The following is a 13,218-nucleotide window of genomic DNA, read 5'->3' as shown; positions in this document are numbered from 1 at the left end:
CTTGCATTTGGGGCGCATTTAAAATGTTACGTGATTCAGATAAGCTCCCCTGTTAAACTAAAGGTTTTGCCTTCCGTAATCCTTACTTCTATGATCTTTCCTACCTGTTCCAAAGAACCGTTGAAATTTACGATCTTGCCGGACTCTGTTCTTCCGGTCAGGGTTTTGGGATCTGTTTTGCTGGGGCCTTCCACCAGGATCGATACAATTTTTCCCTCATAGGCCTTATTTTTCTCTGCTGTAATCTCATTCATAACGTCTACCAAACGATTGAATCTTTCATGTTTTACCGCCTCCGGAACCTGATCCTGGAAGCTTTCCGCAGGAGTACCCTTTCGAATGGAATACAGGAAGGTAAAAGCAGAATCATAGCGCACCTTCTGTACCAGATCCATGGTTTCTTCAAAATCCTCATCGGTTTCTCCGGGGAAGCCAACAATGATATCTGTAGTAATGGCAATATCAGGACTGACTACCTTCAGCTTTTCGATCAGTTTCAAGTAATCCTCTTTCGTATATTTCCGGTTCATCCTGTTTAGAATTTGCGTGCTGCCGGATTGAACCGGGAGATGAATGTAGTTGCACAGTTTCTTGCAGTCACCATAGGCCTGAATTAACTTATCAGATAAATCCTTAGGATGCGAGGTCATAAACCGGATTCTTTCCAAGCCTTCTATTTCGTTGAGCCTATAGATCAGATCAGCAAAGTCCATGGAAAAGTCCGCACCGATTCCGTATGAATTAACATTCTGACCCAGTAATGTAATTTCTTTAACGCCGGTTTTTACCAACTCTCTGACTTCGCTCAATATTTCTTCAGGCTGCCTGCTTCGTTCTCTGCCTCTGGTATAAGGAACAATGCAATAGGTGCAGAAGTTATTGCAGCCATACATGATATTGACAAAGGCCTTAAAGGGATACATCCGTTTGGCAGGAAGTCCTTCTACAATATCTCCGCCCTCTTCCCAAATATCCACCACCTTGCTTCTTTCATTCAGTACGTTGGTCAAAAGTTTCGGAAACTCATGCAGGTTGTGCGTTCCAAAGACCAAATCCACCCAGGGATATTTTGATTTTAACGTGTCTATAATATGCTGCTGCTGCATCATACAGCCGCAGACTGCCACCACGACATCCGGCCTGGCTTCCTTCACTTTCTTTAGCTGGCCCAGCGTTCCAAAAAAACGTTTATCTGCATTTTCTCTGACGCTGCAGGTATTTATGATTGCGACATCCGCCTCTTTTTTATGGTTATTCTCTTCGTATCCCATTTCCTCCAGCATTCCTGCCAGCGTTTCCGAATCATGTTCATTCATCTGACAACCGAAGGTTTGGATATGAAAGCTCTTATTTGCCAATTTTATTTCCTCCAAATTTCTAATTAACATTTTCAACTCTATCATCTTATCATTTTTCATAGTATGGCACAAGAATATGCCGTCTGAACCGTGAAAAAATATTACGGTTATTGGGTTATCATGTAATCGAGGTCTTGAAAGCAGCTGATAAAAGCTTCCATGTTTATTTAATGAAAGCTTCCCCTTTGTATTTGATAAAAGCCTCTCATGATTATTGACAGAAACATAATTAACCAGTAAACTGTTAATATTATTCTTTAAGAGGAGGGATTTCATGAATGCAGATCAGGTAAATTATTATCTCGGGCTCGATCATAAGGAGCATATTTTAAAAGCGCAAGAAAGTTTAAACGGTGTAATAAAGAAGACTCCTCTGATTTACAGTGATTTTTACAGCAAGGAATATGGCTGCAATGTTTACATTAAACCGGAGAATTTTCAGATCACCGGCTCTTTCAAAATTAGAGGCGCCTATAATAAAATTAATAATTTAACGGAAGAAGAAAGCAGAAACGGCATTATCTGCTCTTCTGCCGGGAATCATGCCCAAGGAGTTGCTTTTTCCGCCCAGAAGAAAAATCTTAAATCCACCATCGTCATGCCAAACGTAACTCCGCTTCTGAAAGTGGATGCAACAAAAGCCTATGGATCAGAAGTGGTAATCCATGGGGATGTCTACGACGAAGCTTACGGAAAAGCAATGGCTCTGGCCAACGAATACGGTTATACCTTCGTCCATGCCTTTGATGATTATGATGTTATTTGCGGACAAGGCACTATCGGATTAGAAATTTTGGAAGAATTGGATGGCATCGACGAAATCCTGATTCCTATCGGCGGCGGAGGGCTTATCAGCGGTATTGCCATGGCGGTAAAAGCGGTTAAGCCGGAGGTGAAGGTGATCGGTGTAGTACCGGTGGGTGCAATGGCCATGAAAATTTCCATAGATGAAGGCCAGCTGACAAGACTTGCCTCAGTCAAAACAAGCGCGGAGGGTGTAGCTGTACGTCAGCCCGGAGATCTGACCTTTGCATTGGCAAAAAAGTATGTCGATGAAATCATTACGGTTACGGAGAAAGACATTATGGAAGCGGTGCTTCTCACCCTGGAAAAGCACAAGATGATTGCGGAAACTGCTGGTGTCGTGCCACTGGCAGGGTTAAAGAAAAGAGCAAAACCCGGAAAAAACATCGTTTGCCTGGTCAGCGGCGGAAATATCGACGTCGTAACCATTTCTTCCATTATCAATCAGGGTATGATCAGCCGGGGCCGTATTATGTGCTTTGCAGTAGAGCTTCCTGATAAACCGGGACAGCTTGTGAAGGTTGCCCAATTGCTGGCAGAGAACGGAGCGAATGTTATAGAGCTTGTTCATAACCAGTTTAAAGCCATAGACCGGTACTCCAATAAGGTCGCTTTGGAGGTAACCGTAGAAACTAACGGGCATAACCATATTAAGCAGATCATGGAAGCATTGGAAGATAATAACTTTACAGTAAATAGAGTGTATTAACATAAAGGTTTCGGAACGACTGCACGTTATCCTAAAGAAGAAAGAAGATGATTTATTCCTCTTTCTTTTTTTATTATTATGAATATAAAATAAAATAAAAAGCCCCAAGATAGCATATGAAAACTTTAAAGTTTTTCGTATGCCATCTTTGGGCGTAGTCCTGAAATTTCACTATTTTGATTATAGAAAACCTAACTCATTAGGATTTTCTGAAAACATCTTCCTTTTCATGTTTTTTCTGTCTGGTCATAAGGCTTGTTACAGCTTCTCTCGCATCGATCTTTTCATTGATCACGTTATAGATCTGTTCCGTAATCGGCATTTCAACCCCCACTTTAAGAGCAAGCTGATAGGCCGCCTCTGTGGTAAACATACCTTCAACCACCATTCCGACTTTTTTCGTAGCCTCCGAAGGTTTCATTCCTTCCCCGATCATAATGCCGCATCGTCTGTTCCGGCTGTGCATGCTTGTACAGGTGACGATGAGATCGCCGATGCCGGTAAGTCCGGAGAAGGTACTCTCGTGAGCCCCTAATGTCACACCCAATCTGGCTATTTCCGTAATTCCTCTGGTCATCATAGCCGCTTTGGCATTGTCGCCGTAACCCATTCCATCAGAAATTCCGGCACCCAAAGCAATAATGTTCTTCAAAGCACCGCCCAGTTCCACGCCGATAATGTCGGTATTGGTGTACACACGGAGCCAGTCCGTCATAAAAACATCCTGTATATATTCTGCCAGTGCCACATCGATAGAGGCCGCTACAAGGGTGGTTGGAAGTCCTCTGCCTACTTCTTCCGCATGGGATGGCCCTGAAAGAACAACATATTTTGCATTCGGAAGCTTTTCAAAAGCGATTTCAGAAAGACGCATCAGCGTTTTCTGTTCGATCCCTTTGGCTACGTTTACCAGAACCATTTCCGGAGTCAGATAGGGAATGGCACCATCCAGCGCACTCCTGAAATGCTGTGCCGGAGCAGAAAACAAAACAATCTCTGCATCTCTGACAGCCTCTTCTACGGTATAGGCAATCTCCAGATGATCATCAAATTTGATATCCGGAAGATATCTCTTATTTTCTCTGTTCTCAGCGAGCTCCTTTAAATGCTCCTGGTTTACATCCCAAATCCTCACCGAATGTCCTTTGCCGCTTAAGCTGATAGCAAGTGCCGTTCCCCAGCTTCCTGCGCCAATGACAGCAATTGATTTGTTCATCCTGATTCCCTCCTATTTTTTAAAACTAATCTTTGGTTCTTCACCCCGGAATAGTCTTCTAATGTTTGAACGATGTTTGATCAGTGCAATGACTGCCATAAATGCCGACCATAAAACGTAGATCGGATCAAAAAAATAAGCAACCAGAGGAAGCAGCAGGATAGCCACTACGGATCCCACCGACACCCTTCTGGAAATTGCAATAACAGATAAGGCAATAGCAGCCATCAAAAGACCCAATCCAGGCTCCAAGGCAACGATGACGCCAAAAGCTGTTGCAATCCCTTTTCCTCCTTTGAATCCGAATATCAAAGGCCAGATATGCCCGACAAAGGCTGCTGCGCCGCAAGCCATAGCAACCTCAGTACCACCTATGTAATTGCCGATCAGTACTGCAACAGCGCCTTTCAGAACATCGATGACGAAAGTGGCTGCTGCCGCTTTCTTACCCAGAACACGTAGCACATTGGTGCTTCCGGCATTTCCGCTGCCCTGATTTCTGATATCAATTCCTGCCATTTTTCCAATCAGAATTGCCGGCGATATGTTTCCTATAAAATAGGAAAGGACGATTCCGGCAATTGGATAAAAGCTAAACATAGTTTTCTTCTCCCTTTTCTCGGAATACAAATTTAATGGAGGTGCCTTCAAAGCCAAAGCCCTCTCTAATTTTATTTTCCAGATATCTAGCATAAGAAAAGTGCATCAGTTCTCTATCATTTATTTTAAATGAGAATAGCGGCGGCTTGACACCAACTTGTGTTGCATAATAAATCTTTAAACGTTTTCCCTTGTCGGAAGGCGGCTGCCTCATCATAATAGCATCGGCAATCAGGCTGTTCAGCTGGCCCGTCGGTATTCTGAGGGCACGCTTTTCCGATACATACTTCACCATGTCCATGACATTGGCAAGTCTTTGCTTTTTCAACACGGAAATAAATACAGAAGGTGCATAGGACATGAACACCAGCTCTTTTGCAATTTCTTTCTGGTATTCTTTCATGGAATTGGTATCCTTTTCAATCAGATCCCACTTATTTACCACGACAATAATTCCTTTTCCTGCTTCATGAGCGATTCCTGCAATTTTTTTATCTTGATCCGTAATTCCTTCAACTGCGTCGATCATCAGAAGGCAAACATCACATCTCTCTATGGCTGCGATTGCTCTTATGACGCTGTATCTTTCAATATCTCCCGTAACTTTGCTCTTTCTTCTGATTCCGGCAGTATCGATAAGAATATATTCCTCATCACCTCTTTTAAATGGAGTGTCGATGGAATCCCTTGTAGTTCCGGCAATATCGCTAACGATCACCCGTTCTTCACCAAGAAGGGCATTGATCAGTGAGGATTTGCCTACATTCGGTTTTCCGATAACAGCAATTTTCGTGATATCCTCATCATCATCTGCATCGGAAACCGGGAATTTTTCAATAATGACGTCAAGAACATCACCAAAATTCAGCATATTAGCTGCTGAAATAGGAATGGGCTCTCCCAAACCCAGTTCATAAAAATCGTAAAAATCATCCGGCAGTTTCGGAGAATCGATTTTATTTACCAATAGAACGACGTCCTTGCCGGTTTTCATCAGCATACTGGCCACTTCTCTGTCGGAAGAGGTCAATCCGTCCTTTCCATCAACCATGAATAAGATCACATCAGAAGTCTCCATAGCAATTTCCGCCTGGATTCTCATTTGTGACAGAATCACATCATCCGTATCCGGTTCAATTCCTCCGGTATCAATAAGGGCAAAATGGATGCCTCTCCATTCGGCTTCCGCGTAAATTCTGTCTCTGGTGACGCCGGGCGTGTCTTCTACAATGGATATTCTTCTTCCTACCACTTTATTAAAAAAAGTTGATTTTCCTACATTTGGTCTGCCTACTACGGCAACAATTGGTTTTGACATGTAAATTACTCCTATTCAAAGATTCCTTCCGCAAATTCGGCAGGGTCAAACTCCTTCAGGTCATCCATGCCTTCTCCGACTCCTATAAACTTAACAGGCATTTTAAACTCATCTGAAATTGTTATCACAATACCGCCTTTTGCTGTTCCATCCAGCTTCGTCAGGACAATGCCGGTTATGTCGGCAATCTCTCCGAATTCTCTTGCCTGAGATATGGCATTCTTGCCGGTGGCGGCATCCAATACTAAAAGTGTTTCCCTATCCGCTTCGGGATATTCTCTTTCTATTACTTTGTTCATCTTTTCAAGCTCTGTCATGAGGTTTTTCTTCGTCTGTAATCTTCCGGCCGTATCACAGATCAGTACATCGACCTGTTTTGCTTTTGCTGACTGTATGGCGTCAAAAATAACCGCGGAAGGATCTGCTCCTTCCTTATGCCTAATTACATTTACCCCGATCCGGTTTCCCCAAACCTCCAGTTGTTCACTGGCTGCGGCACGGAAGGTATCGGCGGCTGCAAGAAGTACAGTTTTTCCCTGGTCTTTGCATCGTTTGGCGATCTTGGCTATGGAAGTCGTCTTTCCTCCGCCGTTAACGCCTATCATCAAAATGATTAAAGGAGTCTTTTCCGATAATTGATGAGCCTCACCCTTATCGATCAGTTCCTTTACGATAGTTTTAATCCTGGTTTTGACGCCTTCCGGATCACGGATATTTAATTTCTTAATATCTTCTCTCAGTTTTTGAGTAATTTTCATAGTTGTATCCATGCCGATATCGGAGGTGATCAGAACCTCTTCCAGTTCGTCCAGCATTTCTTCATCGATTTCAGGCCGCATGAAGATGACATCTTCTATTTTTTCCTGCAATCTTCCGAAAAATGATTTTTTTACTCCAAAAGCCATAAGTTTTGTCCTTTCTTAAGCTATTATATTTTACAATTAGTATTTATTAGTTTGTGAAACTAAGTCACAATTTTTGTCTGATCAGCAAAAGGTCTAATTTTATGTGATAACGCAAAGCTGGTTCGCAGTTTTGATATTTTCATAACCTCATCTCATGATTTTTCGTGCGCAAAAATGTGAAGGGTCACATTATTTGCTGAGATTGCTGATGCAATCTACGAAAAATCCTACTCGATTCGGTTGAAAATACTTCAAACCTGCTCAAGGCTTTGCTTATATCCCATAAAGATTATGACCATTTCGGATAAGACCAAAGCAAAATCATTCCGACGTATTGTTATAGCCCTTTTGCTGATCAGACAAATTAAATCACATAGTTTACAAACAATGGCATTCCGCTGTTATTAGCGGTAAGCAAATTTTTCTTAGTTTTTTAAATTTGCTTTTTTAGTCAGGCCACCTGTTAGTTAAATAAGATTATGTATTAGTACACTATGAAACTGTCAGCTTTAGTTTTTGCAAGGTTTTTTACTAAGCCGTAATGGCTGAACTTTGGATTTAAGAAAATATCCGAACAGGTTTCGTCAATGATATAGGATGAAGATAATGTTATTTTTAATGTTGGCATTCAAGTTTTGCCATAACCCAAAAACACCGATTAGGGATTCCGTTTGTTTTTGGGGTTAAAAATAACGAATCGAGACCATATCATTAGAGACCTGTGAGTATTTTCGTGATACAAAGTCAGACCTTTGGCTTGTCAAAACTCAACTACTTCGATCTGGCAGTTGAATGATTCGGTTTAAATACTAATAAATGAAATTTGACTAACTAATAAATATTATAGTTGAATCTCATCTCCAAGCCTCAAAGAAATAATCTTCGATACCCCTTGCTCCGGCATAGTTACGCCGTAAAGGACATCTGCATATTCCATCGTCGCCTTTTGGTGGGTTACCAGGGCAAACTGTATTTCCTTGAAATTGGTCAAATACTTTGCAAAGCGGTCGATATTGGCATCGTCCAGAGCAGCCTCAACCTCATCCAGAATGCAAAAGGGAGTGGGTTTTGCCTTGAGCACCGCAAACATGAGGGCGATGGCGGTCATAGTTTTTTCTCCGCCGGACATGAGATTGATGTTCTGCAGTTTCTTTCCCGGCGGCTGAGCGATGATTTCAATACCGCTTTCCAGAGGACGGTTTTCATCCTCCAGCCTTAATTCTGCCATACCTCCGCCGAATAATTCTTTAAAAGAGTTTTCAAAATTGATAACGATTTTATCAAAGCTCTCTTTGAAGTTCTGTTTGATGGTTTTATCCATATCGTCAATGATCTGCTTTAATGTATTCATTGCACCCAGGATGTCATTTCTCTGCTCTGTGAGGAATTCGTACCGTTCTTTTACGGACTCGTATTCCTTGATAGCCCCGATATTCACTTCACCTAGCTCTTTCATCCGATTTTTGATTTCTCTGCTTTCCTTGACTGCAGCGGCAAGATTGAAATCTCTCTTTTTAAATTCAATAGCCTGCAGATAGGAAACTTCGAATTCTTCCCAAAGCTTATCCTTGTAAGTTTCCAGCTGGGTTTCATATTTCGCTTGTTTGATTTCCAATTCATATTTCTGAGTCTGGTAACCGGAAAGAATTTCGTCCAGTTTATCTTTTTTCTGACCGATTTCATTCAGGAATTTCGTTACACCGGATTGCTCCTGCAGGATTTCTTCCAGATAACGGTCAAGGGCAGCTTTCTCCTCTTCCTTCCTGCTGATATCCAGTTTGACGTGTTCTTCGTCCTCATGCAGAGTTTGCTTCTGCGCCTCTAAATTCTTTAAAAGTGCTTCTTTTCCGAGTTTTTCCTCAGACAATTCCTTTTGATAAGCTTCAATTCTGCTGAGATTCTGGTCTGCATGCAGTTTCTGACTTTCCGATGCTCCCGCTGCGATTCTTGCCTTTGTGATATCTTCATTCATCACTTCCAGCAAAGCTTTCTTCTCTTCATATTTGGTAAGCCCCTCATCTGTCAGCTGTTCTATTTCCTTTATCTGACTCTCGGCTTTTTGAACAGCTTCCTTGACCTCAGCGATCATACCTTCAGAAGAATGTTCTTCTACCTGAATGCTGTCCAGTTCTTTTTGCCGCCTTTCCTCTCCTGCTTCCAGGTCAGAAAGCTGCCGCTTTACGATCTGAATAGAATTATCTTTAGCTAAAAGTTCCAGTTCCGTTTCACGGTAGGATTGCTCCAGCCTCTGCATTTTAGAAGATTGTCCGGATATGGATTCTCGCAATGCTTCCAACTCTTCTGATTTATTCTTTCTGGTTTTTTCAAATTTTTCCAGTTTTTCTCCAAGCTGCTTTACCTCTGCTTTTCTTTCCAGGAGATTGGAGGTATTGCTTCGATAGGTACCACCGGTAATAGCACCTCCTGCATTGATGACTTCTCCCTCCAGGGTTACAAACCGTAAACCGCCGGCAGAATTTTTGGAGAGTTTGATGGCATGAGCAAGGCTGTCCACAATGACAACTCTGCCAAGAAGGTACTCCATAACCTTCTGATATTTGGGGGCAAATTGAATGCATTGAACGCCAAAGCCTTTAAATCCTTCCGCATTCTTAATGGAAGCATCAAAATTTAAATTGGATGATTTGATGCTGCTCAGCGGCAAGAAGGTAAGCCTGCCGGCTTTATGCTCTTTTAACGCATTGATGGCAGTCTGTGCACTCTGGTCATTTTCACAGACGATATTCTGAAGAGCTGCGCCAAGTGCGGTTTCGATGGCTGTTTCATAACCTCTGGGAACTTCGATCAGTTCCGCTACCACACCATTGATGCCGGAAAAATTCGACCTCATAATAAATTTTACGGCATTATTATACCCCTCATAAGAGCTTTCCATTTCTTCGATCATCTTTTTCCTGGTGGAAACTTCACCGATAGAAATTTTTAGGTCTTCCAATTCTCTTCCGAGGCCTTTTTCTTTTACGATATTTTCGTTATAGGAAGTATTTAAGCGGTGTTTTTCACCGGCCAGATCGTCCAGTTTGCTTTTAATGGCAAGCTGTTCCTTTTCCGACTCCTGGTATTGACGGAACAATTCCTGATTCTGTTCTTCCGAAGCCGCTCTCTCGGATAAGATCTGCTCTTTCCTCCTGAGTAATGTATTCTTTAAATTGACAAGACTGTTTATTTCACTGTTTTTGCTGCTGATGAAATTATGAAGTTCAAATAGCTTATTCTTCTTTTCATCGATTTCTTCAGCTTCCGTATTCAGGGCGCCTGTCATTTCCGTATAATTTCTGATTTTATCGGCCAGTTCCGCCTCCAATTTTTCCAGTTCTTCATCCATTTTCTGTTTATTCAGAAGCAACTCTTCGGCGTTTTCTTTTTCTTTTGTTAATTTTTGATCAATCAGGTCGATTTCATCCCTAAGGCGGCCATTGTCCTTTTCAATGGTTGCCAGCTTTTCTTTATAAAGCTGGCTTTGATTGGAAAGGGAGCTGATTTTCTCTACGCTAAGAAGAAGCTTGTCCCTCACTTCGTTCCCGAGATGGGTAAGCTCCTCGCTGCGATTTCTGTTTTCTGTAAGCTCAGAGTCTATGGAAATCTTCTCTTCCTTACTCTCATTTATTTTATTATCAATCTCTGCAAGATCGTCTTTTATGTATTCATTCTTTAATTCTATGTTTTCAATATTTTTCAGAGTGACATTGATTTCCAGTTCTTTGTACCTGTCCCTCAATATCAGGTATTCGGAAGCTTTTTCACTGTCTGTTTTCAATCCGTCGATTCTGGATTCGATTTCAACGATGATATCGTTTACCCTCTCCAGATTACCGGCGCTGGCCTCCAGCTTCCGTTCCGATTCAGCTTTCTTCGTTCTATATTTTACGATTCCTGCTGCTTCCTCAAAAATCTCTCGTCTGCTTTCCGGCTTGTTGCTGACGATTTCTGCAATTTTTCCCTGTCCAATGAGGGAATAGCCGTCAACACCGATACCGGTATCCATGATTAACTCTCTGATATCCTTCAGTCTGCATTGATTATTGTTAATAGAATATTCACTTTCACCGGAACGATACATTCTTCTGGTAATGGCGACTTCCGAATAATCGATAGGCAGGATGCCGGTGCTGTTATCGATGACCAGCGTGACTTCGGCCATTCCTCTGGATTTTCTGTTTGCGGTGCCGGCAAAAATGACTTCTTCCATTTTACCGCCTCGAAGCATTTTAGGACTTTGCTCTCCCAGTACCCAGCGGATTGCATCGGAGATATTGCTCTTGCCGCTTCCGTTAGGGCCCACGATACAAGTGATTCCGTCATGAAATTCTATACTGACAGGCTCTGCAAAGGATTTAAATCCATGCATGTCAATTCTTTTAAAATACAAATTTGCCACCTCGTTCCAGCGCTTGCTTTGCCGCGTTCTGCTCCGCTTCTTTTTTGCTTCTTCCCGAACCGCTTCCTATGATCTGTGCATTGAAAATAAGGTTCGAATAGAAGGTCTTGTCATGATCAGGGCCTTCTTCCTTCTCGATGACATAACGTATATCTGCTTCGCCCAGGGCTTGCAATTTTTCCTGTATTTCCGTCTTATAATCCATATGGAGCTTTCCTGAAAGGGCATCCTCTATGGTGGGCTCAAAAACTCTTAGGACAAAGTCCTTTACCGAATTCCACCCGCCATCCAGATACATGGCACCGATAACAGCTTCCATGGCATCTGCAAGTATGGATCCCCGCGTTCTGCCTCCGGTGTTTTCTTCTCCTTTACCCAACTTGATAAAACGGCTCAGGCTGACCCGATTAGCACATTCCGCCAAAGAACGCTCACATACCACGAGGGCCCGAAGCTTTGTAAGATCCCCTTCCTCCACCGATTCCAGACGATTAAATAAATATTCGCTGATGATGGCGTCGAAGATGGCATCTCCTAAAAATTCAAGCCTTTCATTGTTGAATGTGTGTCCTGGTTTTCCTTCATTCACAAAGGAACTATGGGTTAAGGCAGTTTGCAGCAGGTTGTTGTCCTGAAACTGATATTGAATTATATTTTCAAACTCATGATCACTCACTGATTATTATTTCCTCCAACTCAAGTACTGAATTCTGAATGGTTTGTACAACATTATTTTCGGCATAAGGGATCCCTTTTAGTATGGTATTTTTTACCGCGTTGGCATTGGACGATCCATGCATCTTTACCACTGCACCTTTTACTCCTAAAATAGGTGCGCCGCCATATTCCGAATAATCAAATTCTGATTTTAGCTCTTTTAATTTGCTTGAGAGAAGCAATGCTCCCATCTTCGGCAGCATCCCATCGGTAAACTTATTCTTTAGAAGCTTCAGTATATTCCAGGCCAGTCCCTCTGTGAGCTTTAATATGACATTTCCGATAAATCCATCGCAGACGATGACATCACAGATTCCTTTCGGCACATCTCTGGCCTCGATATTGCCAACGAAATTGGTGCTGCTTTTCGAAAGCAATTCGTGAGCCGCTTTCAATACAGTAGGGCCTTTGTTCTCTTCCGTCCCCATGTTCACAAGACCCACCGTCGGTTTTTTTACATTGAGCACTTTCTCCATATAAATACTTCCCATTGCTGCAAATTCCAGCAGATTGTTTGGCTTGCACTCGGCGTTGGCCCCGGAATCCACAAGAAGGGAAACCCCTTTCCCGAGGATCGGATACGTGCTGGCGATGGCTGGACGGTCAATTCCCTGAATCCTTCCTAAAATAAAGAGCCCGGCAGCCATGATGGCTCCCGTATTGCCGGCTGAGATAAACAACTCTCCCCCGCCGCTTTTTAACAGATTAATCCCTTTTACAAGAGATGAATCCTGTTTTGTTCTTACCGCTTTTACAGGTGCATCGTCGTTTGTAATCACATCGGATGCATGTACGATTTTGATCTGCTCTTTTTTATACTTATATTTGGCCAATTCTGCCTCAATTTTCTTTTCATCACCGACTATATGAATTTCATGATCTATTAACGCCGCAGCATCAACTACACCCTTTACAATTTCCGAGGGTGCATTGTCTCCTCCCATACCATCAATTATTATTCTCATAGGACAATACCTCTCTATCCAAGATTTTCATATATCATAGAATATAACATATAACACGTACAAATGCAAATCTTAACCCTTGTTTCAGAGCCCATGAGACTAATGTTACCAGAAACCAGAAATTGATACAAAAAAGAACTGCCTAACCTTTGTTCAGCACCCCAAATGTTGGACGTTAATTTAAGCAGCAACTTGGGAATGAGTTCGATATTCAACAGGACTCATTC

General features: G+C 42.3%; 9 protein-coding genes. 1 reads left to right on the top strand and 8 read right to left on the bottom strand.

The window, feature by feature from the left end:
- Positions 1-35: 35 nt before the first annotated feature.
- Entirely contained in the window at positions 36-1,358 is a 1,323-nt protein-coding gene (gene miaB, locus KCX82_RS13340; RefSeq protein ID WP_465250657.1) for a tRNA (N6-isopentenyl adenosine(37)-C2)-methylthiotransferase MiaB, read from the bottom strand.
- A gap of 274 nt (positions 1,359-1,632) precedes the next feature.
- Here miaB and ilvA point away from each other — a divergent pair, with 274 nt between their 5' ends.
- Positions 1,633-2,871: a threonine ammonia-lyase gene (ilvA, locus tag KCX82_RS13335; protein ID WP_227018982.1), complete on the top strand. Its 1,239-nt coding sequence runs from the start codon at positions 1,633-1,635 to the stop codon at positions 2,869-2,871.
- 199 nt (positions 2,872-3,070) lie between these two features.
- On the opposite strand, the gene KCX82_RS13330 is transcribed toward ilvA, so the two are convergent.
- The 7 genes from KCX82_RS13330 to plsX all read right to left on the bottom strand — a co-directional run bounded on the left by KCX82_RS13330 (position 3,071) and on the right by plsX (position 12,991).
- Positions 3,071-4,087, bottom strand: coding sequence for an NAD(P)H-dependent glycerol-3-phosphate dehydrogenase (locus KCX82_RS13330; RefSeq protein WP_227018981.1), 1,017 nt, complete (start codon positions 4,085-4,087; stop codon positions 3,071-3,073).
- 12 nt (positions 4,088-4,099) lie between these two features.
- Entirely contained in the window at positions 4,100-4,687 is a 588-nt protein-coding gene (gene plsY / locus KCX82_RS13325; RefSeq protein WP_227018980.1) for a glycerol-3-phosphate 1-O-acyltransferase PlsY, read from the bottom strand.
- Entirely contained in the window at positions 4,680-6,005 is a 1,326-nt protein-coding gene (der, locus tag KCX82_RS13320; protein ID WP_227018979.1) for a ribosome biogenesis GTPase Der, read from the bottom strand. The genes plsY and der overlap by 8 nt, the downstream gene beginning before the upstream one ends.
- An 11-nt stretch (positions 6,006-6,016) precedes the next feature.
- On the bottom strand, positions 6,017-6,910 hold the full coding sequence (ftsY, locus tag KCX82_RS13315) for a signal recognition particle-docking protein FtsY (RefSeq protein ID WP_227018978.1): 894 nt from the start codon (positions 6,908-6,910) through the stop codon (positions 6,017-6,019).
- A gap of 841 nt (positions 6,911-7,751) precedes the next feature.
- Entirely contained in the window at positions 7,752-11,300 is a 3,549-nt protein-coding gene (smc, locus tag KCX82_RS13310; RefSeq protein ID WP_227018977.1) for a chromosome segregation protein SMC, read from the bottom strand.
- Positions 11,290-11,985: a ribonuclease III gene (gene rnc / locus KCX82_RS13305; RefSeq protein ID WP_227018976.1), complete on the bottom strand. Its 696-nt coding sequence runs from the start codon at positions 11,983-11,985 to the stop codon at positions 11,290-11,292. The genes smc and rnc overlap by 11 nt, the downstream gene beginning before the upstream one ends.
- Complete coding sequence (plsX, locus tag KCX82_RS13300; RefSeq protein ID WP_227018975.1) at positions 11,978-12,991, bottom strand: phosphate acyltransferase PlsX; 1,014 nt, start codon at positions 12,989-12,991, stop codon at positions 11,978-11,980. Before plsX ends, rnc begins: the two co-directional genes overlap by 8 nt.
- Positions 12,992-13,218 lie beyond the last annotated feature (227 nt).

It is taken from the genome of Sinanaerobacter chloroacetimidivorans, from assembly GCF_018128545.1.
In the GTDB taxonomy this organism is placed as follows: domain Bacteria; phylum Bacillota; class Clostridia; order Peptostreptococcales; family Anaerovoracaceae; genus Sinanaerobacter; species Sinanaerobacter chloroacetimidivorans.
Note: the sequence above shows the minus strand (reverse complement) of the source record. Positions and strands in the feature narration are given on the sequence as shown.